General features: G+C 54.7%; 22 protein-coding genes and 2 tRNA genes. 7 read left to right on the top strand and 17 right to left on the bottom strand.

What is annotated here, in order from left to right; all coding sequences use genetic code 11:
* Positions 1-34: 34 nt before the first annotated feature.
* The 4 genes from infB to KHQ23_RS09535 form a co-directional block, all read right to left on the bottom strand.
* Positions 35-2,725, bottom strand: a complete 2,691-nt coding sequence (infB, locus tag KHQ23_RS09550; protein WP_002918250.1) for a translation initiation factor IF-2 — start codon at positions 2,723-2,725, stop codon at positions 35-37.
* A gap of 24 nt (positions 2,726-2,749) precedes the next feature.
* On the bottom strand, positions 2,750-4,237 hold the full coding sequence (gene nusA / locus KHQ23_RS09545; protein ID WP_002918252.1) for a transcription termination factor NusA: 1,488 nt from the start codon (positions 4,235-4,237) through the stop codon (positions 2,750-2,752).
* Positions 4,238-4,264: 27 nt separating this feature from the next.
* A complete protein-coding gene (gene rimP / locus KHQ23_RS09540) occupies positions 4,265-4,717 on the bottom strand; it encodes a ribosome maturation factor RimP (RefSeq protein ID WP_002918364.1) in 453 nt (150 codons plus the stop codon).
* Positions 4,718-4,925: 208 nt separating this feature from the next.
* A tRNA-Met gene (locus KHQ23_RS09535) sits at positions 4,926-5,002 on the bottom strand.
* A gap of 307 nt (positions 5,003-5,309) precedes the next feature.
* Here KHQ23_RS09535 and argG point away from each other — a divergent pair.
* The 3 genes from argG (at position 5,310) to KHQ23_RS09520 (ending at position 8,345) form a co-directional block, all read left to right on the top strand.
* Positions 5,310-6,653: an argininosuccinate synthase gene (argG, locus tag KHQ23_RS09530; protein WP_004144895.1), complete on the top strand. Its 1,344-nt coding sequence runs from the start codon at positions 5,310-5,312 to the stop codon at positions 6,651-6,653.
* Between the two features lie 169 nt (positions 6,654-6,822).
* Entirely contained in the window at positions 6,823-7,452 is a 630-nt protein-coding gene (locus KHQ23_RS09525; protein ID WP_021463181.1) for a winged helix-turn-helix transcriptional regulator, read from the top strand.
* A gap of 341 nt (positions 7,453-7,793) precedes the next feature.
* Positions 7,794-8,345, top strand: coding sequence for a YfaZ family outer membrane protein (locus KHQ23_RS09520; RefSeq protein ID WP_002918367.1), 552 nt, complete (start codon positions 7,794-7,796; stop codon positions 8,343-8,345).
* Positions 8,346-8,386: 41 nt separating this feature from the next.
* On the opposite strand, the gene KHQ23_RS09515 is transcribed toward KHQ23_RS09520, so the two are convergent.
* From KHQ23_RS09515 to rlmE, 7 genes are all read right to left on the bottom strand, one after another.
* Positions 8,387-8,635, bottom strand: a complete 249-nt coding sequence (locus tag KHQ23_RS09515) for a hypothetical protein (protein WP_014906872.1) — start codon at positions 8,633-8,635, stop codon at positions 8,387-8,389.
* A 297-nt stretch (positions 8,636-8,932) separates the two neighbouring features.
* Positions 8,933-9,019: transfer RNA gene (locus tag KHQ23_RS09510), tRNA-Leu, on the bottom strand.
* Positions 9,020-9,028: 9 nt separating this feature from the next.
* Positions 9,029-9,358, bottom strand: coding sequence for a preprotein translocase subunit SecG (gene secG, locus KHQ23_RS09505; RefSeq protein WP_002918369.1), 330 nt, complete (start codon positions 9,356-9,358; stop codon positions 9,029-9,031).
* A 229-nt stretch (positions 9,359-9,587) separates the two neighbouring features.
* Positions 9,588-10,925: a phosphoglucosamine mutase gene (gene glmM / locus KHQ23_RS09500; protein ID WP_002918370.1), complete on the bottom strand. Its 1,338-nt coding sequence runs from the start codon at positions 10,923-10,925 to the stop codon at positions 9,588-9,590.
* The gene (gene folP, locus KHQ23_RS09495; protein ID WP_002918371.1) at positions 10,918-11,766 is read right to left on the bottom strand and encodes a dihydropteroate synthase; all 849 of its coding nucleotides are present in this window, start codon (positions 11,764-11,766) and stop codon (positions 10,918-10,920) included. Before folP ends, glmM begins: the two co-directional genes overlap by 8 nt.
* A 93-nt stretch (positions 11,767-11,859) precedes the next feature.
* The gene (gene ftsH, locus KHQ23_RS09490) at positions 11,860-13,794 is read right to left on the bottom strand and encodes an ATP-dependent zinc metalloprotease FtsH (protein WP_002918372.1); all 1,935 of its coding nucleotides are present in this window, start codon (positions 13,792-13,794) and stop codon (positions 11,860-11,862) included.
* A 99-nt stretch (positions 13,795-13,893) separates the two neighbouring features.
* Positions 13,894-14,523 carry a 23S rRNA (uridine(2552)-2'-O)-methyltransferase RlmE gene (gene rlmE, locus KHQ23_RS09485; RefSeq protein WP_002918373.1) on the bottom strand — a complete coding sequence of 210 codons (630 nt, stop codon included), beginning with the start codon at positions 14,521-14,523 and terminating at the stop codon, positions 13,894-13,896.
* A gap of 123 nt (positions 14,524-14,646) precedes the next feature.
* Here rlmE and yhbY point away from each other — a divergent pair, with 123 nt between their 5' ends.
* Positions 14,647-14,940 (top strand): ribosome assembly RNA-binding protein YhbY, encoded by a 294-nt coding sequence (gene yhbY / locus KHQ23_RS09480; RefSeq protein ID WP_002918374.1) that lies wholly within the window; start codon positions 14,647-14,649, stop codon positions 14,938-14,940.
* A gap of 152 nt (positions 14,941-15,092) precedes the next feature.
* Here yhbY and greA read toward each other — a convergent pair whose 3' ends face one another.
* Positions 15,093-15,569 (bottom strand): transcription elongation factor GreA, encoded by a 477-nt coding sequence (greA, locus tag KHQ23_RS09475; protein ID WP_002918375.1) that lies wholly within the window; start codon positions 15,567-15,569, stop codon positions 15,093-15,095.
* A gap of 235 nt (positions 15,570-15,804) precedes the next feature.
* Here greA and dacB point away from each other — a divergent pair, with 235 nt between their 5' ends.
* Positions 15,805-17,238 carry a serine-type D-Ala-D-Ala carboxypeptidase gene (dacB, locus tag KHQ23_RS09470; RefSeq protein ID WP_002918376.1) on the top strand — a complete coding sequence of 478 codons (1,434 nt, stop codon included), beginning with the start codon at positions 15,805-15,807 and terminating at the stop codon, positions 17,236-17,238.
* A 51-nt stretch (positions 17,239-17,289) separates the two neighbouring features.
* Here the strand turns inward: dacB and cgtA are convergent, their stop codons facing one another.
* The 4 genes from cgtA to rplU all read right to left on the bottom strand — a co-directional run bounded on the left by cgtA (position 17,290) and on the right by rplU (position 20,132).
* Positions 17,290-18,468 carry an Obg family GTPase CgtA gene (cgtA, locus tag KHQ23_RS09465; RefSeq protein ID WP_002918377.1) on the bottom strand — a complete coding sequence of 393 codons (1,179 nt, stop codon included), beginning with the start codon at positions 18,466-18,468 and terminating at the stop codon, positions 17,290-17,292.
* Positions 18,469-18,483: 15 nt separating this feature from the next.
* Complete coding sequence (locus KHQ23_RS09460) at positions 18,484-19,449, bottom strand: DMT family transporter (protein ID WP_004149938.1); 966 nt, start codon at positions 19,447-19,449, stop codon at positions 18,484-18,486.
* A 93-nt stretch (positions 19,450-19,542) separates the two neighbouring features.
* Complete coding sequence (gene rpmA / locus KHQ23_RS09455; RefSeq protein WP_002434222.1) at positions 19,543-19,800, bottom strand: 50S ribosomal protein L27; 258 nt, start codon at positions 19,798-19,800, stop codon at positions 19,543-19,545.
* 20 nt (positions 19,801-19,820) lie between these two features.
* Positions 19,821-20,132: a 50S ribosomal protein L21 gene (gene rplU, locus KHQ23_RS09450; RefSeq protein WP_002918379.1), complete on the bottom strand. Its 312-nt coding sequence runs from the start codon at positions 20,130-20,132 to the stop codon at positions 19,821-19,823.
* Positions 20,133-20,392: 260 nt separating this feature from the next.
* Here rplU and ispB point away from each other — a divergent pair, with 260 nt between their 5' ends.
* Both ispB and sfsB read left to right on the top strand, forming a co-directional pair.
* Entirely contained in the window at positions 20,393-21,364 is a 972-nt protein-coding gene (gene ispB / locus KHQ23_RS09445) for an octaprenyl diphosphate synthase (RefSeq protein ID WP_004144907.1), read from the top strand.
* A 199-nt stretch (positions 21,365-21,563) separates the two neighbouring features.
* On the top strand, positions 21,564-21,836 hold the full coding sequence (gene sfsB, locus KHQ23_RS09440) for a DNA-binding transcriptional regulator SfsB (RefSeq protein WP_002918381.1): 273 nt from the start codon (positions 21,564-21,566) through the stop codon (positions 21,834-21,836).
* Between the two features lie 55 nt (positions 21,837-21,891).
* On the opposite strand, the gene murA is transcribed toward sfsB, so the two are convergent.
* Positions 21,892-23,151: a UDP-N-acetylglucosamine 1-carboxyvinyltransferase gene (murA, locus tag KHQ23_RS09435; RefSeq protein ID WP_002918382.1), complete on the bottom strand. Its 1,260-nt coding sequence runs from the start codon at positions 23,149-23,151 to the stop codon at positions 21,892-21,894.
* Positions 23,152-23,163 lie beyond the last annotated feature (12 nt).

The following is a 23,163-nucleotide window of genomic DNA, read 5'->3' as shown; positions in this document are numbered from 1 at the left end:
GCTTCGCTTCCCCGGCTGCTTAGCCATCAAATGATTAATCGATGCTACGCTGGATTTCGATGATTTCGAACACTTCGATCATATCGCCAACGCGAACGTCGTTGTAGTTCTTCACACCGATACCACATTCCATGCCGTTACGGACTTCGTTAACGTCATCTTTGAAGCGGCGCAGGGATTCCAGCTCGCCTTCATAGATAACCACGTTGTCACGCAGAACGCGGATTGGGTTGTGACGTTTGATCGTCCCTTCGGTAACCATACAGCCCGCGATGGCGCCGAATTTCGGCGATTTGAAGACATCACGCACTTCAGCCAGACCGATGATCTGCTGTTTCAGTTCCGGAGACAGCATGCCGCTCATCGCCGCTTTCACTTCGTCGATCAGGTTATAGATGACGGAGTAGTAACGCAGATCCAGGCTTTCCGCTTCGATAACTTTACGCGCAGAGGCATCGGCACGAACGTTGAAGCCAACCAGAATCGCGTTGGATGCTGCTGCCAGGGTAGCGTCGGTTTCGGTGATACCACCTACGCCGGAACCGATGATCTTCACTTTCACTTCGTCGGTAGACAGTTTCAGTAAGGAATCGGAAATCGCTTCGACAGAACCCTGTACGTCCGCTTTCAGTACGATGTTCACTTCGTGAACTTCGCCTTCGGTCATGTTAGCGAACATGTTTTCCAGTTTAGATTTCTGCTGACGCGCCAGCTTAACTTCACGGAATTTGCCCTGACGATACAGCGCCACTTCACGCGCTTTTTTCTCGTCACGCACTACGGTCACTTCATCACCGGCAGCCGGCACACCGGACAGGCCGAGGATTTCCACCGGAATGGACGGACCCGCTTCCAGCACTTCGCGACCCAGTTCGTCACGCATCGCGCGCACACGGCCATATTCGAAGCCGCACAGAACAATGTCGCCCTTGTGCAGAGTACCTTCGCGAACCAGAACGGTAGCTACCGGACCACGACCTTTATCAAGGAAGGATTCGATGACCGCGCCGCTCGCCATACCGTTGCGGACCGCTTTCAGCTCAAGAACTTCAGCCTGCAGCAGGATCGCGTCCAGCAGGTCGTCGATGCCGGTACCCGCTTTCGCGGAAACGTGGACGAACTGGCTCTCGCCGCCCCACTCTTCCGGCAGGATGCCGTACTGGGACAGTTCGTTCTTCACGCGATCCGGATCGGCTTCTGGCTTATCGATCTTGTTCACCGCCACTACCACCGGTACCTGCGCCGCTTTAGCGTGCTGGATAGCTTCGATAGTCTGCGGCATCACGCCGTCGTCTGCCGCCACCACCAGAACCACGATATCCGTCGCCTGCGCGCCACGAGCACGCATGGAGGTAAACGCGGCGTGGCCCGGGGTATCCAGGAAGGTGATCATGCCGTTGTCGGTTTCGACGTGGTAAGCACCGATGTGCTGGGTAATACCACCCGCTTCGCCGGAGGCAACCTTGGTAGAACGAATGTAGTCCAGCAGCGAGGTTTTACCGTGGTCAACGTGACCCATAATGGTCACGACCGGTGCGCGCGGTTCAGCCGCCGCGCCGGTGTCACGGTCGCTCATTACGGCTTCTTCCAGTTCGTTTTCACGACGCAGGATAACTTTGTGGCCCATCTCTTCGGCAACCAGCTGTGCGGTTTCCTGGTCGATGACCTGGTTGATGGTCGCCATGGCGCCCAGCTTCATCATCGCTTTGATGACCTGAGAACCTTTCACCGCCATCTTGTTAGCCAGTTCGCCAACGGTGATGGTTTCGCCGATTACGACGTCACGGTTAACGGCCTGCGCTGGCTTCTGGAAGCCCTGCTGCAGAGCGGAACCTTTACGGTGCTTACCGCCTTTACCGCCGCGAACGGCCGCGCGGGCTTCTTCACGATCAGCTTTCGATTCAGCGTGTTTGTTGCCTTTCTTCGCCGGACGAGCCGCTTTGCTGCTACGGCTACGGCCGCGACCGCCTTCGACTTCACGATCGTTATCATCTTCAGCCTGACGAGCATGCTGTGATGTGGTGACGTGATAGTCGCTGCTATCTTCCGGGCTGTCTGAGGTTTCAGACCAATTTTTTTCGTTTTCTTCAGCCATACGGCGTGCTTCTTCCGCTACACGGCGCGCTTCTTCTTCAAGTTTGCGGCGTGCTTCTTCTTCCGATTTGCGCTTCAATTCCGCGGCTTCGTTCTCGCGACGGATCTTTTCAGCCTGGGCGGTTTTGGTCATTTCGTCGGTATGTTGATTGCTCACTTTGTCTTTTTCCGCAGCTTCACGTTTCGCTTTATCAGCGACTTCACGTTTAGCTTGTTCTGCGGCCTCACGTTCAGCTTTTAATTGCGCCTCGCGTTTCGCTGCTTCTTCAGCTTCACGACGGGCCTGCTCTTCCGCTTCACGCTGCGCCTGCTCTTCCGCGGCCAGGCGTTCAGCCTCTTGCGGATCGCGTTTCACAAAGGTGCGTTTCTTGCGGACTTCGATTTGTACCGATTTACTCTTTCCACCGGTACCTGGAATATTCAACGTACTGCGCGTCTTACGCTGTAACGTCAGCTTGTCTGGCGCCGAGCCGTGTTCACGGTTCAGGTGCGTCAACAAAGTTTGTTTCTCTTGCGAGGTCACAGAATCATCAGCCGATTTGCGGATGCCTGCGTCAGCAAATTGCTGTATCAGGCGATCCACAGAGGTCTGAATCTCTGAGGCCAGCGCTTTAATAGTCACATCTGTCATGCTGTTCCTTCCTGCTACAGTTTATTACGCTTCGTCGCCGAACCAACAAATGTTGCGAGCGGCCATGATGAGCTCGCCAGCTTTCTCGTCGGTCATCCCTTCGATATCAGCCAGGTCATCAACGCCCTGCTCGGCGAGATCTTCCAGCGTACAAACACCACGGGCAGCCAGTTTGAATGCCAGGGCACGATCCAGACCTTCGAGATTCAACAGATCATCGGCAGGTTTGTTATCTCCCAGGCTTTCTTCCTGAGCCAGCGCCAGCGTAGTCAGTGCGTTTTTCGCACGCTCACGAAGTGCTTCAACGGTGGCTTCATCCAGACCGTCGATTTCCAGCAGTTCTTTCATCGGCACATAGGCCAGCTCTTCCAGCGAGGAGAAGCCTTCTTCAACCAGCACTGTCGCGAAATCTTCATCAATATCAAGATATTTGGTGAAGGTATCGATAGCGGCATGCGCTTCCGCCTGGTGCTTAGCCTGCAGATCGTCAACGGTCATGACGTTGAGTTCCCAGCCGCTGAGCTGTGAAGCCAGGCGGACGTTCTGACCGTTACGGCCGATCGCCTGCGCCAGGTTGCCCGCTTCTACCGCGATATCCATGGTGTGTTTATCTTCATCCACCACGATGGACGCGACGTCTGCCGGCGCCATAGCGTTAATCACGAACTGCGCCGGGTTATCATCCCACAGGACGATATCGATGCGTTCACCACCCAGCTCAGTCGACACGGCCTGCACACGCGCACCGCGCATACCGACGCAAGCGCCAACCGGGTCGATGCGCTTGTCGTTGGTTTTCACCGCGATTTTGGCACGAGAGCCCGGATCGCGAGCCGCCGCTTTGATCTCCAGCACTTCTTCACCGATTTCCGGCACTTCGATGCGGAACAGTTCGATCAGCATCTCAGGTTTGGAACGGGTGACGAACAGCTGGGCGCCACGCGCTTCCGGACGGACAGCGTACAGTACGCCGCGAATGCGGTCGCCCGGACGGAAGTTTTCACGCGGCAGCATATCTTCACGCAGGATCACGGCTTCAGCGTTGTTACCCAGATCCAGTGTGATATTGTCGCGGTTCACTTTTTTCACCACGCCGGTGATGATCTCACCTTCGTGCTCGCGGAACTGATCGACCACCATCGCGCGCTCGGCTTCGCGGACTTTCTGCACGATAACCTGCTTAGCGGTCTGGGTGGTGATACGGTCGAAGGTAACAGATTCGATCTGATCTTCGACATAGTCGCCGACGTTCATGCTTTCATCTTCGAAACGCGCTGCTTCCAGCGTGATCTCGCGCGTCGGCTGGGTGACTTCTTCTACAACCAGCCAACGACGGAAGGTATCGAAATCGCCGCTCTTGCGGTCGATTTCAACGCGAACGTCGATCTCTTGTTCGTATTTTTTCTTGGTGGCCGTTGCCAGCGCGCTTTCCAGCGCTTCGAAAATTTTCTCACGCGGCAGCGCTTTTTCGTTGGAAACGGCTTCAACAACAGCCAAAATTTCTTTGTTCATCGGGGCCTTTCACCTCAATCCAGACTGTTAAAAGTGGGGAACCAGGTTCGCCTTCTGGATGTTACTCAGCGCGAACACTTCATCTTTGCCTTCGACGGTTACCGTGATCATCTCACCGTCTACCGCTTTGATAATGCCCTGCCATTTGCGGCGGTTCTGAACCGCCATGCGCAGCACCAGCGCAACTTCTTCGCCGGTGAAACGTTGATAGTGTTCGGCGGTGAACATCGGACGGTCAAGACCAGGCGAAGAGACTTCCAGGTTGTAAGCGACAGTGATCGGGTCTTCGACATCCATGACGGCGCTTACCTGGTGGCTCACATCAGCACAATCATCAACGTTGATGCCATCTTCACTATCAATATAGATGCGCAGTGTGGATGTGCGACCGCGAATAAATTCGATGCCGACCAGCTCAAAGCCAAGCGCTTCAACCGGCGCAGTGAGCATCTCTGTCAATTTTTGCTCTAATGTGGACAAACCCACCCCCAAGACATAAAAAAAGGGCGTATAGCCCAGTTATTCTGAAGTCAGATAACAAAAAACCCCGATAAATCGGGGCTTTAGATAACTGAACCCTGAGATCGCCATGGCGATCTGGAACACCTTCCGCAAGAATTCTTTCAAATTCGGCTACGAAGGACACCTAGTCCTCACAGTATATTTGAAAAAGTACTTAATGGGAAAGTGGTTGCGGGGGCCGGATTTGAACCGACGACCTTCGGGTTATGAGCCCGACGAGCTACCAGGCTGCTCCACCCCGCGCCTGAAACGTGGCATATTTTACTCTTTTTGAGCAAAAGACGCAAATACTGCTGGGATTTGGTACCGAAGACGGGACATAAAATCGAGATGAATTGTAACGGCGATTAGTATATTTTGTCAACATGCTTTTTAGCGTCCCCGATTGCCGTTTGTGCTGGTATTTCAGGCTTTTTTAGCAAAAAGATGATGAAGCACTTCCTGTCGCCAGTAAAAGATGGTTAAATGAATACTCACAATTAATGCATAAAAATGCAGTTAAGGTTGTTGGGTCGAACTCACCACAGTCTATCGAGCAGGGTTTTATTTTATGACGACGATTCTCAAGCATCTCCCGGTTGGTCAACGTATTGGTATCGCTTTCTCTGGTGGACTGGATACCAGCGCCGCGCTGTTATGGATGCGCAAAAAAGGCGCCGTGCCTTATGCATATACCGCTAACCTGGGTCAACCGGACGAAGACGACTACGATGCTATCCCGCGCCGCGCGAAAGAGTACGGCGCTGAAGGCGCCCGTCTGATCGACTGCCGCAAACAGCTGGTCGCAGAAGGGATCGCCGCGATTCAGTGTGGCGCTTTCCATAACACCACCGGTGGGTTGACCTACTTCAACACCACGCCGCTAGGCCGCGCGGTCACCGGCACCATGCTGGTGGCGGCGATGAAAGAAGACGGCGTTAACATTTGGGGCGATGGCAGCACCTATAAAGGCAACGATATCGAACGTTTCTATCGTTACGGCCTGCTGACCAACGCTGAACTGCAGATTTACAAACCGTGGCTGGACAGCGACTTTATCAATGAGCTCGGCGGTCGTCACGAAATGTCCGAATTTATGATCGCCTGCGGCTTTGATTACAAGATGTCGGTCGAGAAAGCCTACTCCACCGACTCCAATATGCTCGGCGCGACCCATGAAGCGAAAGATCTCGAATTCCTGAACTCCAGCGTCAAGATCGTCAACCCGATTATGGGCGTGAAGTTCTGGGACGAAAACGTGAAGATCCCTGCGGAAGAGGTCACCGTACGCTTTGAGCAGGGCCATCCGGTGGCGCTGAATGGTAAAACCTTTGCCGATGACGTCGAGATGATGCTGGAAGCCAACCGCATCGGCGGTCGTCACGGCCTGGGCATGAGCGACCAGATTGAAAACCGGATTATCGAAGCGAAAAGCCGCGGCATTTATGAAGCTCCGGGGATGGCGCTGCTGCATATTGCCTACGAGCGTTTGCTGACCGGTATCCATAACGAAGATACGATTGAGCAATATCACGCCCACGGTCGCCAGTTGGGCCGCCTGCTGTATCAGGGCCGCTGGTTTGATTCCCAGGCGCTGATGCTGCGTGATTCGCTGCAGCGCTGGGTCGCCAGCCAGATCACCGGCGAAGTCACCCTCGAACTGCGTCGCGGTAACGACTACTCGATCCTTAATACGGTATCAGACAACCTGACCTATAAAGCGGAGCGTCTGACCATGGAAAAAGGCGATTCCATGTTTACTGCCGAAGACCGTATCGGCCAGCTGACCATGCGTAATCTGGACATCACCGATACCCGCGAGAAGCTGTTCGGCTATGCCCAGTCTGGCCTGCTGAGCGCCTCCTCGGCAACCGGTTTACCGCAGGTTGAAAATCTGGAAAACAAAGGCAAATAATCGCCTGACAATGTTGCTTTCCGCCGGCGGCTCACCGCCGGCTTTTTATTTTGAATGACCCACCAACGTAAAAAAAATGCCATGACGCATTTTTTCCTTATCGCCAGACCAGCAAAACTGTTGACTATAATAGCCTCAATTGATTAATTCATATCTGGTGATACACATCATGAATATTAAACCGCCGATCAGGCCGCAAAAGACCATTGACCGACTGATCGATGTACTTGAGCCACACGCTACCCCCGTTAACGCGATCGCCAGAAAAAGACTGACATGGGAATATAAAGGCAAAACCCAGCTCTTTATTTTTAAAAAAGGCGAGCTGTCGATTATTCGTAATTCCGACAGGCTACTGATGGTGACCGTCTATGAGTCGCATCTTTTCGGCGTGGCGGAAATGCTGCAGCCCAGCCGCAGCCACAGCCTGCGAGCCGAGGTATCATGCGAACTGCTACGGATCGACTATGACCTGGCTTCGGCGCTTTTTCGTCAGCATAACCTGTGGGAAGAAGTGACCAGCCTGTTGGCTTATCATACCTCGTATATGGTGTATCGTGACGATCTGGTCCTGCAGCAGCGTACCTATTCGGTCATCCGTAACCATTTGCTGGAGATGATGCTATTAAGCGAAGAGACCCGACAGCGGGTATCTATTCTTGAGTATATTCAGGACAGGACCCTTCTGTCGCGTAGCAGTATTCTCAATGTATTGTCAGCATTAAAGAAAGGCGGTTATATTACCTTTGCCCGCGGCGGTTATTTACAAAATATCGTCTCACTTCCTGAAAAATTCTGACCCGCACTCCTCCTATCATTTATTGTTATTTGCTGCAGCGGGGAAGATGTTTAAATTTAAACCAATAACCGTTACCGCTAAAAGAACAAAAATTTTATGCTAAGCGCCTGGGTTTCCCGGAAGACAATCTATTCCTGAGTTCGCCAGCAGACGACCACAAACGGCGTTAACCGCCGGGTCTGCACCGGCTCAGGATATGCCAGCGGAAATCGGCCAGACGTGTGCGGCGGTAGCGAGAGTTGCCCCCTCGCCTGCCGCGACCATAACAATGAGATGCACGAACCCGTTAATTATGCCCGAACGCCCATATCGGGCTTTTTTTTATCTGAAGGAATTTAATAATGAAGTCTATTGCTGCAAAAATGGTTGCCGTAACGATCGCTTTGGGAGCCAGCAGCGCTGCCTGCGCAGCCGTTAACCTGCATGGAGAAGCTGGCGCCGAGTTTACCAATCTGTCCGCCAGCTTTGGCGCCGGGGAACCGGGTATGACGTTCAGTTCTCAGTGGGCCCATAGCGACAACGACGGAGATAGTGTAGGACTGGGAATGGGTTATAACTTTAACCTTGGCCCTTTTCTGATGACCCTGGGCGGTAAGGCGGTCTATCTGAATCCAAAAGATGGTGATGAAGGTTACGCCATCGCCGCCGGTGGTGGCGCTGAACTCCCCCTTGGTCAGTATTTCACGCTTTTCGGCGAGGGCTATTACTCACCGGACTCAATGTCCAGCGGCGTTGAGGATTATGTGGAGGCCAATGCCGGGGTACGCCTTAACGTGCTCCCATCTCTGAATATCGAAGCTGGCTATCGCTATATTGATATGGCAGGGAAAGATGGCAATCGCGATAACACGCTGGCCGACGGCGCTTACGCCGGGGTTAACTTCCGCTTTTAACTCTTCACAGGGATTGCCGGTCAGCAGTCCCTGTTTCATTCTCAGCTGGTCAGCGGCACGCTTTTCAGTACGCGGTTGATCTCTTGTAGGCCCGCAACATTATTCTCTTTGCGGTAAACCTCATTCATGGACGCCATCTGCTCCAGGCGGGTCAGGGCGCCATACACTTTATACGCCTCGCTGTGTCTGTCGAACACATCGCGGCGCTCCACGTCCTGCAGATAATGACTTTTCAACGAATGGTTAAGGCGACTAATCAGTGCCGTATTGTCCTGGAAATAGCGCCTCACTGCCTGGGCATGATTCGCTGTAGTCCCAGACTCACTGGGCGATACCGGTACGGTTAGCGCATTAATCGTCTCCACCGTTTGGGAGGGCGATGTTGAACTGCACCCAGCTAAACCGAGCACGCCGGCGACGATAAGCAACCCGATCTTGTTCATTGTGTCACTTCACCTCTGTTAATTTGACGAGGCGACTTTAACGACAGTAAAAGGAGGCAACCAGCGAAGAGATGTTTATAAATAAATGTCCAGCGGGGACAAAAACAAAAAAAGACGCTTTTCAGCGTCTTTTTTCTGGAATATTGGTACCGAGGATGGGACTCGAACCCACAAGCCCGTTAGGGCACTACCACCTCAAGGTAGCGTGTCTACCAATTCCACCACCTCGGTACAGAATACTTAGTGCGGGATATCGCTGGTCGGCTGAGCCGGCGCAGTTGGCTGAGTTTGCTCCGTTTTCGGCGCGCTCAGATTATCCCACTCACTTCCTTTACTGGTCTTGTTGCTGTTGATATTACCCAGCGCCAGACTGATGATGAAGAACAGCGCAGCCAGGATGCCGGTCATACGGGTCATAAAGTTGCCAGAACCGCTGGACCCAAACAGTGTGCCGGAAGCGCCTGCACCGAAGGAGGCTCCCATATCAGCGCCTTTACCTTGCTGCAGCATAACCAGACCTACAAGGCCAATCGCTACAATAAGGAAAACAACCAAAAGAGCTTCGTACATAATCAACCTGTTCCTTGCGGATTCGCCGCATACTAAGTGCTTCGACCAATAAAGCGGGACGTTTCAACGTTTCCCACTGAAGCGGGTGTGAATACTAACCAAAGCGAATGACCTTCGCAAGGGCAATTTCGACACATTGTATCAACTGCAGAAAAAAACAGCAAAAAGCCAATTTTCGATCATAAAAAAGGCGGCAAGCGCCGCCTTTTTAACCACTTAGCCGGCAAAGCTAAACGCTTTTTACCGCCTCAGCGATGCGGTGCGCAAACTCGTGCACCTGATCTTCATGCTCGCCTTCCACCATCACGCGGATCAGCGGCTCCGTACCCGATTTACGCAGCAGGACACGGCCGCGTTTTCCTAACGCCGCCTCCACTTCCGCGGTCACCGCTTTGACGTGCTCATTCTCCAGCGGGTTACCGCTGCCCTCGGTAAAGCGGACATTCACCAGCAGCTGAGGGAACATTTTCATCCCGCTGCACAGGTCATGCAGGCTCATGTGGTTGCGGACCATCGCCGCGACCACCTGCAGGCTGGCAACAATGCCATCGCCGGTGGTGGTTTTATCCAGCAGGATCACATGGCCGGAGTTTTCCGCACCGATGCGCCAGCCTTTTTCCTGAAGCATCTCCAGTACATAGCGGTCACCGACCTTCGCGCGGGCAAACGGGATGCCTAACTGCTTGAGCGCCAGCTCCAGCCCCATATTACTCATCAGCGTGCCGACGGCGCCGCCGCGCAGCTGCCCCTGACGCAATCCTTCCCGGGCTATGATATAGAGGATCTGGTCGCCATCGACTTTATTGCCTTCGTGGTCAACCATAATCACCCGATCGCCATCGCCGTCGTAGGCAATACCCAGATCGGCTTTTTCCGCCAGCACGCGCGCCTGCAGCGCCCGCACGTCAGTGGCGCCGACCTCTTCGTTGATGTTGAGACCGTCTGGCTCGCAGCCCATCGCGATAACCTGGGCTCCCAGCTCGCGGAAGACATTAGGGGCGATGTGATAGGTCGCGCCGTGCGCGCAATCCACCACCACTTTCAGCGTTCCCAGGCTCAGTTCGTTGGGAAAGGTACCCTTACAAAATTCAATGTAGCGCCCCGCCGCATCGACGATACGGCTGGCTTTGCCCAGCTCAGCCGAATCCACGCAGGTGAGCTCTTTCTCCATTTCGGCTTCAATCGCCTCTTCGACATCATCCGGCAGCTTGGTGCCCTCAATGGAGAAGAATTTAATGCCGTTGTCGTAGAAAGGGTTATGTGAAGCAGAGATAACAATCCCCGCCTCGGCGCGGAAGGCGCGCGTCAGGTAGGCAATGGCCGGTGTCGGCATAGGCCCGGTGAACGACGCAGAGAGCCCCGCTGCTGCCAGTCCAGCTTCCAGCGCCGATTCCAGCATATAGCCCGAAATACGGGTATCCTTGCCGATGATAATTTTACGCGAACCGTGACGCGCTAGCACTTTGCCCGCCGCCCAGCCCAGCTTGAGCACAAACTCCGGAGTGATCGGCGCATCGCCGACGCGGCCACGAATACCATCGGTGCCAAAATACTTGCGGTTACTCATAACGTTTTTTTCCCTTAGCGGCGAGGGTGGCTTCCACCACGCGCAGCGCTTCTACCGTTTCTTTGACATCATGGACGCGGATAATCTGCGCGCCCTGCATTGCTGCAATGACGGCACACGCCAGGCTGCCGTTCAGCCGCTCCGACGGCCCGACGTTCAGCAACTGACCTACCATCGACTTACGTGACATACCGACCAGCAGCGGCAGACCAAAGTGATGAAACTCCCCAAGCCTGGCCAACAGTTGGTAATTGTGGGAGAGATTTTTACCGAAACCGAATCCCGGGTCGAGCAGCAATTTTTCTTTTGCGATCCCTGCCTGTTCGCAGCGCACAATGTGCTCATTAAAAAAACGCTCAACATCGGCGAAGACGTCCTCATACTTCGGCGCCTCCTGCATGGTTTTTGGTTGTCCCTGCATATGCATCAGACACACTGGCAGTCCGGTTTCCGCGGCGGCCTGCAGCGCGCCGGGCTCGGTCAGCGAACGAATATCGTTGATGATATGCGCCCCGGCCCTGGCCGATTGGCGAATAACCTCCGCCTTGGAGGTATCCACTGAGATCCATACCTCAAAGCGCTGGGCAATGGCTTCAACCACCGGTATCACCCGCGCAAGCTCCTCTTCCACACTAACCTCAGCCGCCCCTGGCCGCGTCGATTCACCGCCGATATCAATGATGGTCGCGCCGGCGTTGATCATCAGATTGGCATGCTTCACCGCCTCAATCAGCGAATTATGGGCGCCGCCATCGGAGAAGGAGTCAGGCGTCACATTTAGAATACCCATCACGTGGGGGTGAGAGAGATCGAGGGTTGAGCCCTGGGCTACAAGTTTCATCACAAAATCCCTGAGACTGAAGAGGTTAAAAAAGAAAAACCCCGGAGCGGACGCCCGGGGTTTTAAGGTTAAACAAGCATCAACAGCGGTAGCTTACTTGTCGCCCAGCTGCTCTGACATGGTGTTGCCCGGGTTCGGCGTACGCGGTTCATCAACCGGACGCGGCGCACGAGGCGTGCCATTGTTGTCAGAGTTGTTAGAAGAACCTGGTTCTTCCCAACCCGCTGGCGGACGAACTTCGCGACGAGCCATCAGGTCGTCAATCTGCGGCGCATCGATGGTCTCATACTTCATGAGCGCATCTTTCATCGCGTGCAGAATGTCCATGTTGTCGTTCAGCAGCTGGCGAGCACGACCGTAGTTACGCTCAATCAGCGATTTCACTTCCTGGTCGATGATACGCGCGGTTTCATCGGACATATGCTTCGCTTTCGCGACGCTACGGCCGAGGAAGACTTCACCCTCTTCTTCCGCATACAGCAGCGGACCGAGTTTGTCGGAGAAGCCCCACTGGGTCACCATGTTACGCGCCAGGTTCGTCGCCACTTTAATATCGTTGGACGCACCGGTAGAAACATGTTCCGGACCGTAGATAATCTCTTCCGCCAGACGACCGCCGTACAGGGTGGAGATCTGGCTTTCCAGTTTCTGACGGCTGGCGCTGATTGCATCGCCTTCCGGCAGGAAGAAGGTCACACCCAGCGCACGACCGCGCGGGATAATCGTCACTTTGTGCACCGGATCGTGCTCCGGCACCAGGCGACCAATAATCGCGTGGCCCGCTTCATGATAAGCAGTAGACTCTTTCTGCGCTTCCGTCATCACCATGGAGCGACGTTCCGCACCCATCATGATTTTGTCTTTCGCTTTCTCGAACTCAACCATCGACACAACGCGTTTGTTGCCGCGGGCAGCAAACAGCGCCGCTTCGTTGACCAGGTTGGCCAGATCCGCACCGGAGAAGCCCGGGGTACCGCGCGCAATGATTGCCGCATCGATATCCGGCGCCAGCGGAACGCGACGCATATGCACTTTCAGGATCTGCTCACGACCGCGAACATCCGGCAGGCCAACCACCACCTGGCGGTCAAAACGGCCCGGACGCAACAGCGCGGGGTCAAGAACGTCCGGACGGTTAGTCGCCGCGATAACGATGATACCTTCGTTACCTTCGAAGCCGTCCATCTCAACCAGCATCTGGTTCAGGGTCTGCTCACGTTCATCGTGACCACCGCCCAGGCCTGCGCCACGCTGGCGGCCGACGGCGTCGATTTCATCGATGAAGATGATGCAAGGCGCGGCTTTCTTAGCCTGTTCGAACATGTCACGCACACGAGAAGCGCCCACACCGACGAACATTTCGACGAAGTCAGAACCGGAAATGGTAAAGAACGGTACCTTCGCTTCACCAGCGATCGCTTTCGCCAGCAGCGTTTTACCGGTACCCGGAGGGCCGACCATCAGGACGCCTTTCGGGATTTTACCGCCCAGTTTCTGGAAGCGGCTCGGCTCACGCAGGTATTCTACCAGCTCGCCGACTTCCTCTTTCGCTTCGTCACACCCGGCAACGTCTGCAAAAGTGGTTTTGATCTGGTCTTCCGTCAACATACGGGCTTTGCTTTTGCCGAAGGACATCGCGCCCTTCCCGCCGCCGCCCTGCATTTGCCGCATAAAGAAGATCCAGACGCCGATCAGCAGCAGCATTGGGAACCAGGAGATGAAGATGGAAGCCAGCAGGCTCGGCTCTTCTGGTGGTTCGCCAACAACTTTGACGTTTTTAGTCAACAGGTTATCGAGCAGCTTCGGATCGTTAACCGGAATGTAAGTCGTGTAACGGTTACTATCTTTCTTGGTAACGTTGATCTCACGTCCGTTGATACGCGCTTCGCGAACCTGGTCCTGATTGACCTCTTGCAGGAAGGTAGAATAATCCACCTTGCGGCCATTCGACTCGCTGGGCCCAAAGCTCTGGAATACTGACATCAGCACAACGGCAATGACCAGCCAGAGTATTAGGTTTTTCGCCATGTCACTCAAGGGATTAACCTCTTATTACAACTGTGTTAAAAACAGCGTCAGGATACTCTATATCCAGTTTCTTTCAAACTTTCGTTTGAAATCTGCCGGTTATGGTTTACGCCCGGTCGCTACAATATACACTTCACGCGAACGAGCGCGGGAAGAGTCCGGCTTACGAACTTTGACCTTCGTAAACAGGGAGCGAATTTCTCGAAGATACTCATCGAAGCCTTCGCCCTGGAACACCTTCACTACAAAACTACCACCTGGCGCTAATACATCACGAGACATTTCAAGCGCCAGTTCTACCAGATACATAGCCCGGGGAATATCCACCGCCGGTGTTCCGCACATATTCGGCGCCATATCGGACATGACAACTTGGACTTTACTGTCGCCCACTCGCTCAAGTAACGCTTTCAGGACTAATTCATCACGAAAATCGCCCTGAAGGAAGTCCACACCAACGATTGGATCCATTGGTAAAAGATCGCAAGCGATGATGCGGCCGCTGTTGCCGATCTGCGTGACCGCATACTGCGACCAGCCACCGGGAGCAGCACCGAGGTCGACTACCGTCATCCCCGGCTTAAAAATTTTGTCACTTTGCTGTATTTCATCAAGTTTAAACCAGGCACGGGAACGTAACCCCTTTTTCTGTGCCTGTTGAACATATTTATCGCTAAAGTGTTCCTGAAGCCAGCGGCTTGAGCTGGCAGAACGCTTTTTACCTGTCATTTAACATTCCCGTTCGGGTTCATCGTACTTTACTGCGAAAAAATCGACGCGGTAGTTTGGCGATATATGGGAGATGGCGGTAGAATGACCCGTTTTCAATCCCAACGTAAGCAAAAAAATACGATGAATCTGAGTACTAAACAAAAACAGCACCTGAAAGGTCTGGCACATCCGCTCAAGCCGGTAGTTATGCTTGGCAACAATGGTTTGACCGAAGGGGTACTGGCCGAGATCGAACAAGCGTTAGGGCACCATGAACTCATCAAGGTGAAGATCGCCTCAGAAGATCGCGAAACAAAAGCCTTGATCGTGGAAGCCATCGTACGCGAAACCGGCGCCTGTAACGTACAGGTCATCGGTAAAACGCTGGTTCTGTACCGCCCAACGCCAGAGCGTAAAATCTCGCTGCCACGCTAAGAATATCCTGAATCTCGACACAACTTTGTGTAAAACGAGGGATTTCTGCGGCCAGGCGAGCAAAATGCCATGCTCCTGACGTTGATAAAAGGCCGCTATGCGGCCTTTTTCCTTTCTTTACAATCTATAAACATCGTAGCGGGAAATACGCCTTACAGGTATTCAACCTTGGTAATTTCGTATTCCACTTCCCCACCCGGGGTACGGATAGTCACGACGTCATCCTGCTCTTTGCCGATCAGACCGCGGGCGATCGGCGAGTTCACGGAGATCAGATTCTGCTTAAAATCAGCTTCGTCATCGCCCACGATGCGGTAGGTCTGTTCCTCGTCGGTATCGAGGTTCAGCACGCTGACGGTAGAACCAAAAATCACCCGGCCGTTGTTCGGCATTTTGGTGATATCGATAACCTGCGCGTTAGACAGTTTCGCTTCGATATCCTTGATACGCCCCTCGCAGAAACCCTGCTGCTCACGCGCGGCGTGATACTCGGCATTCTCTTTCAGATCGCCGTGTTCACGGGCCTCAGCAATAGCGGCAATGATTTCAGGACGACGCACAGACTTCAGATAATCCAGTTCTTCGCGCAGTTTTTCAGCGCCACGTAAGGTCATCGGAATCGCTTGCATTAGTTATACCTCTTTATCATTCCTTCAGGGAACGGATAGCTCCGCTCCGCCACCTGTCCTGCCCACGGGCAGGACACGAGCAAAAAGAAACCGACCCGGGAAACACTCCCCAGGTCAGCAGCAATTTTTCATTTGATGGGTATTTTACCCCGAAGTTCATTATGGGTCATCGTTTACTTTACTGGGCGTTGCACCGTAGTATGACGGCCTGGCTTCAGGTTGTTAGCGCGAGATTATGCGATTTCCCAGATTTATCATCGGATTGACCGCCGGTATAGCGCTTAGCGCTCAGGCGGCGAATATTGACGAGTACATCAACCAGCTTCCCGCCGGTGCGAACCTTGCCTTTATGGCGCAAAAGGTCGGCGCATCGACGCCGGAAATCGACTATCACAGCCAGCAAATGGCGCTCCCGGCCAGTACGCAAAAGGTCATCACCGCGCTGGCGGCGCTGCTGCAACTGGGGCCCGATTTTCGCTTTACCACCACGCTGGAAACCAAAGGTTCCCTTGACGGCGGCGTGCTGAAAGGCGACCTGATTGCACGCTTCGGCGGCGATCCGACGCTTAAACGGCAGGATATTCGCAATATGGTGGCGACGCTGAAAAAAGCCGGCGTGCAGCGTATCGAAGGCAATGTGCTCATCGATACGTCGGTCTTCGCCAGCCATGACAAAGCGCCCGGCTGGCCGTGGAACGACCTGACGCAGTGCTTCAGCGCCCCGCCGGCGGCGGCGATTGTCGACCGTAACTGCTTCTCTGTCTCGCTGTATAGCGCGCAGAAACCGGGCGATGTCGCCTTCATTCGCGTTGCATCCTATTATCCGGTCACCATGTTCAGCCAGGTGCGAACGCTGGCGCGTGGCTCATCGGAAGCGCAGTATTGCGAGCTCGACGTGGTGCCGGGCGATCTCAATCGCTATACTCTCACCGGCTGCCTGCCGCAGCGTAGCGAGCCGCTGCCTCTGGCCTTCGCCATTCAGGATGGCGCCAGCTACGCCGGAGCGATCCTCAAAGCGGAGCTGGCCCAGGCGGGGATCACCTACAGCGGCACGCTGCTGCGCCAGACGCTGGCCAATGAGCCCGGCACCGTGCTGGCAACCAGCCAGTCGGCTCCGCTGCACGATCTGCTGCGGATCATGCTGAAGAAGTCAGACAACATGATTGCCGACACCGTCTTTCGCACCATCGGCCACGCCCGGTTCGGCGTACCTGGCACCTGGCGGGCGGGCTCCGATGCCGTACGGCAGATCCTGCGTCAACAGGCTGGGGTCGATCTCGGCAACACTATCATCGCCGACGGCTCTGGCCTGTCGCGCCACAACCTGATCGCCCCGGCGACCATGATGCAGGTGCTGCAGTATATCGCCCAGCACGATACCGAGCTCAACTTCATCTCCATGCTGCCGCTGGCGGGCCATGACGGATCGCTGCAGTATCGCGCCGGTCTTCATCAGGCGGGCGTCGATGGTAAAGTCTCGGCGAAAACCGGGTCGCTCCAGGGGGTTTATAACCTCGCAGGCTTCATCACTACCGCCAGCGGACAAAAGATGGCCTTCGTGCAATATCTCTCCGGATACGCCGTGGAGCCAGCTGATCAGCGCAATCGCCGCATCCCACTGGTCCGCTTTGAAAGCCGCTTGTATAAAGATTTGTACCAGAACAATTAAAACAAAAGGGCCGCATCAGATGCGGCCCTTTTTGATCCAGAGAAGTCAGGATTAGCGTTTGTAGATGAATTCGACGCCTTCTTCGTCGTCCTCATCCCAGTCGTCATCCCAGTCTTCGTCATCTTCTGCTTCGGCTTCGGCCTCTTCAAGCTGCTGACGGTGATAGTCGTCCCACATAAACTCGACTTTCTCCGGCTTCTGCTCTTCTTCCGCCTGCACGATCGGGTTTTCGATGATGAAGGTCATCACGTCCCAGCACAGCTCTTTCACGCCCTGCTGGCTGGCCGCGGAGATCAGGTAGAATTTCTCTTCCCAACCCAGCGCTTCGGCAATCGCTTTGGCTTTGGCTTCGGCTTCGGCCTTGTCCATCAGGTCAATCTTGTTGAAAACTAACCAGCGTGGTTTGGAGGCTAGCTTCTCGCTGTATTTCTCCAGCTCGCCGATGATAATGCGCGCATTCTCAACCGGATCGGAGCCGTCGATCGGATCGATATCGATGAGGTGCAGCAGTACGCGGCAGCGCTCGAGGTGCTTGAGGAAGCGGATACCGAGGCCTGCCCCTTCCGCTGCGCCTTCAATCAGCCCCGGGATATCGGCAACTACGAAGCTCTTTTCATTGTCCATACGCACCACGCCCAGGCTTGGCACCAGGGTGGTAAACGGATAGTCAGCCACTTTCGGCTTGGCGGCGGAGACCGCACGGATGAAGGTGGATTTGCCGGCGTTCGGCATGCCCAGCATCCCGACATCGGCCAACAGCATCAGCTCCAGCTGCAGGTCGCGTTTATCACCCGGGGTACCCATGGTTTTCTGACGCGGCGTACGGTTAACGGACGATTTGAAACGGGTGTTGCCCAAACCGTGCCAGCCGCCTTTCGCCACCATCAGACGCTGACCGTGTTTGGTCATATCGCCCATGGTCTCGCCGGTGCCCTGATCGATAACCCGGGTGCCGACCGGCACTTTTACCGTCACGTCTTTACCGCGCTTACCGGTACAGTCGCGGCTTTGACCATTCTGCCCACGTTCGGCGCGGAACGATTTTTCAAAACGGTAGTCGATCAGGGTGTTCAGGTTCTCGTCCGCTTCCAGCCAGACATCGCCGCCATCGCCGCCATCGCCGCCATCCGGACCGCCTTTCGGAATATACTTTTCGCGGCGGAAGCTTACGCAACCATTGCCGCCGTCACCTGCTACGACCAGGATCGTTGCTTCATCTACAAACTTCATTTTACTCTCCGTAAATCATTCGCCTGAGCGGGGCAGCGGTACTACCGCCTCTCGCTTACGCCAACGTCCCCAAAGACGATGACCGATGGCGGAATACATCGCGCCCGCAACCACGACAAACGCACCGAGATAACCAATCAGGTTTAACATCGGTCTGGCGAAAACATCGGGCCAGGCCATTGATAATAAATCAGAAAACAGTAGCGTAAACAGTGGCGTCAAGGTGATTAACGCGCTGACCTGCGCCGCCTGCCAGCGCGCCATGGCTTCCGCCAGCGCCCCGTAGCCGACCAGGGTATTCAGCCCGCAAAAAATCAGGCATGCCAGTTGCCAGCTGCTTAACCGGGAAATCACTCCGGGCTCAGCAAGTGGCAGTAATGCAATCGTACACAAAGTGTACAGCAAAAATAGTATCTGCTGTGATGCCAGACGGCGCAATAACACCTTTTGCGCGACGCCGTAGCTTACCCACACCGTAGCGGCAGCAACGCCGAAAATTACCCCCCACGTGTAGTCCGTCAGGCGGGTAAAGATTTCAATCAGACTGGTATTGAAGAACATCACCAGCCCGCTGAGCAGCATCAACGCGCCCACCACCTGGGTGCCGCGCATGCGCTCTTTCAGAATTACGACGCTAGCCACCATCATCCCCACCGGCGATAGCTGGCCGATGACCTGAGAAGCCGTGGGGCTGAGGTATTGCAGGGAAGAACTAAACAGGATGAAGTTACCGAACAGACCGCCGGTGGCAATCGCTAATAACACCAGCCAGCGCGGCTTGCGAAAAATTCGCATCGGCGGCAGTTTGCCTTTGATCGCGAGGATCGCGCCAAGCCCAATGCTGGCCATCAGAAAGCGATAAAAGACCACCGTAGGCGGCGCCATCACCTCGAGAACCTGTTTCATTGCAATCGGCAACGCTCCCCAACACATTGCGGTGGTAAGCGCCAGAATAATGCCAATCCCAGCCTGCTGCTTCATGCCTGTTTCCCTGCAAAAATTTTCCGGTAGACGAATGTAAAAAGCCCCGCAACGTGTTGCGGGGCTTTCATCCGTTACCGGGACGCGAAAAACTTATTCAGCAACGATGCTGATGAATTTACGGTTTTTCGGGCCTTTAACTTCGAACTTGACTTTACCGTCAGTCAAAGCGAACAGAGTGTGGTCACGGCCGCAACCAACGTTGGTACCAGCGTGGAATTTAGTACCACGTTGACGAACGATGATGCTACCTGCCAGAACTGCTTCACCGCCGAAACGTTTTACGCCCAGACGTTTAGCTTCTGAATCGCGACCGTTACGAGTCGAGCCGCCAGCCTTTTTATGTGCCATTTAAATCTACTCCTCAGGTCTTAGGCGCTGATGCCAGTGATTTTCACATCAGTGAACCACTGACGATGGCCCTGCTGCTTACGATAGTGTTTACGACGACGAAACTTAACGATTTTAACTTTCTCGCCACGACCGTGAGCAACAACTTCAGCTTTGATTACGCCGCCCTCAACGAAAGGAACGCCGATCTTGATTTCTTCACCGTTTGCGATCATCAGCACTTCAGCGAATTCAACAGCTTCGCCAGTTGCGATGTCCAGCTTTTCCAGGCGAACGGTCTGACCTTCGCTTACTCGGTGTTGTTTACCACCACTTTGGAAAACCGCGTACATATAAAACTCCGCTTCCGCGCACCTCTTTATGTGATTCAGAGTGCGCTATAAATATTCACAATAGGGCGCGAATATTACGCAAAACGCGAGCCTTTGACAAGAGCGATTAGCGATCAATGCAGAAAAAAAACACAACTTTCACGACAACGTTTATCTACGGCAATTTTTCAGTACAATCATATCTTCTTTTAATTCTGTCTTAATCCTTCTGTGATCCCACCTGGATTCATGGTAACAGGACATTTGGCCCGGCTTTTGCGATGAATTTAGAAAAAATCAATGAGTTAACCGCGCAAGATATGGCGGGTGTCAATGCGACGATTCTTGAGCAACTCAACTCCGATGTTCAGCTTATCAATCAGTTAGGCTATTACATCGTCAGCGGCGGCGGCAAACGCATTCGCCCGATGATTGCTGTGCTCGCCGCACGCGCGGTGGGCTATCAGGGGAGCGCGCATGTCACCATTGCCGCGCTGATTGAATTTATTCATACCGCCACCCTGCTGCATGACGACGTCGTCGATGAGTCTGATATGCGTCGCGGCAAAGCCACGGCCAATGCGGCGTTTGGCAATGCCGCCAGCGTGCTGGTCGGCGATTTTATCTATACCCGCGCCTTTCAGATGATGACCCAGCTGGGCTCGCTGAAGATCCTTGAGGTCATGTCGGAAGCGGTGAACGTCATTGCCGAAGGCGAAGTGCTGCAGCTGATGAACGTCAATGACCCGGATATCACCGAAGAGAACTACATGCGCGTTATCTACAGCAAGACGGCGCGCCTGTTTGAAGCAGCCTCGCAGTGTGCGGGACTGCTGGCCGACTGCACTGCGGAAGAAGAGCGCGCGTTGCAGGATTATGGCCGCTATCTCGGCACCGCTTTCCAGCTAATCGACGATTTACTCGATTATAGCTCTGACGGCGAGCGGCTCGGTAAAAACGTCGGTGACGACCTGAACGAAGGTAAACCCACGCTACCGCTGCTGCACGCCATGCACCATGGCACACCCGATCAATCAGCGATGATCCGCGGTGCGATCGAGCAAGGCAACGGCCGCCATCTACTGGATGCTGTGCTGGAAACGATGGCGACCTGCGGTTCGCTGGAATGGACGCAGAAGCGTGCCGAAGAAGAAGCTGACAAAGCCATTGCCGCGCTGCAGATCCTCCCGGACACGCCCTGGCGCGAAGCCTTGATTGGGCTGGCGCATATTGCAGTCCAGCGCGATCATTAATCCCCCCTCCTTTCCCGCGCGACGCGCGCGGGAAAGTTCCAGTAAAATGCCATTTCTCTCCCTAAACTTCCGAATATCTTGATAGATTCTGAATATTCCGGCGCTTTAACAGAACTTGTTAGAACCCTACATAGTACGCGGGTATAGTGTCTCTATCGCCCATGTGGGACGATCTGGACCTTTAACACCAGGAGAATTTATGGATAAGTTCATCGACTGGCATCCCGCAGATATTGTTGCGGGATTACGTAAACGGGGAACATCGCTGGCGGCAGAGTCGCGACGGCACGGACTAAGTTCTTCAACGCTGGCGAACGCCCTGACCCGCCCCTGGCCGAAAGGCGAATTGATTATCGCCACAGCGCTGGAAACGCAGCCGTGGGTCATCTGGCCGTCACGCTACCACGACCCGGTGACTCATGAGTTTATCGACAGAACGCAGATGATGCGTCAGAAGAAGATCGACAAGTGATGTGATTGCTCGACAGCGCCCCGGAACAACGTCCCGGGGCGCTGTCAGGACGCGGTTACTCGCCCTTCACGCGTTGAATATTGGCGCCCAGGGCCTGCAGTTTATCTTCGATACGCTCATAGCCGCGATCGATATGATAGATGCGATCAACGATGGTGGTCCCTTCAGCGATACAGCCGGCCAGCACCAGGCTCGCCGACGCGCGCAAATCGGTCGCCATCACCTGCGCGCCAGAAAGCTGCTTCACGCCGTGACAGATAGCGGTATTGCTCTCGATCTCCGCGTGCGCGCCCATACGGATCAGCTCCGGAATGTGCATGAAGCGGTTTTCAAAGATCGTTTCGGTGATCACGCCGGTCCCTTCCGCTACCAGGTTAAGCAGCGTGAACTGGGCCTGCATATCGGTCGGGAAGCCCGGGTGCGGCGCGGTACGCACGTTGACCGCTTTCGGACGGTTGCCGTGCATATCGAGGCTGATCCAGTCTTCGCCCGTTTCGATGTCAGCCCCGGCGTCGCGCAGCTTCGCCAGTACGGCATCCAGGGTATCCGGCTGCGCGTTACGGCAGAGGATCTTGCCGCCGGAAATCGCCGCGGCCACCAGGAAAGTCCCGGTTTCAATACGGTCAGGCAGCACACGGTAGACGCCGCCGCCCAGGCGCTGCACGCCTTCGATGGTAATGCGATCGCTACCCTGGCCTGTGATTTTTGCGCCCAGCGCGTTCAGGAAGTTGGCGGTATCGACAATCTCCGGCTCGCGAGCGGCGTTTTCAATAATCGTCGTTCCCTCCGCAAGCGTCGCTGCGCTCATGATGGTTACGGTGGCGCCGACGCTCACCTTATCCATCACAATATGCGCGCCTTTCAGGCGACCGCTGACCGAGGCTTTGACATAACCTTCTTCCAGTTTGATCTCGGCGCCTAGCTGCTCCAGACCGCTAATATGCAGATCGACCGGACGCGCGCCGATAGCGCAGCCGCCAGGCAGAGAAACTTGACCCTGACCGAAACGCGCCACCAACGGGCCCAGCGCCCAGATAGAGGCGCGCATGGTTTTCACCAGATCGTACGGAGCACAGAATACATCGACCGGGCCGGCGTCAATCCATACCGAACCATTGCGCTCGACCTTCGCGCCCAGCTGGCTCAGCAGCTTCATGGTGGTATCGATGTCTTTCAGCTTAGGTACGTTTTGGATCTCTACCGGCTCTTCGGCAAGCAGCGCGGAAAAGAGGATTGGCAGGGCGGCGTTTTTTGCCCCGGAGATGGTGACTTCACCCTGAAGGCGAGTCGGCCCCTGAACACGGAATTTATCCATTGATTCTGTTCT

It is taken from the genome of Klebsiella sp. 64 (assembly GCF_018223915.1).
In the GTDB taxonomy this organism is placed as follows: Bacteria; Pseudomonadota; Gammaproteobacteria; order Enterobacterales; family Enterobacteriaceae; genus Klebsiella; species Klebsiella pneumoniae.
This window is presented reverse-complemented; position numbering and strand designations above follow the sequence as displayed.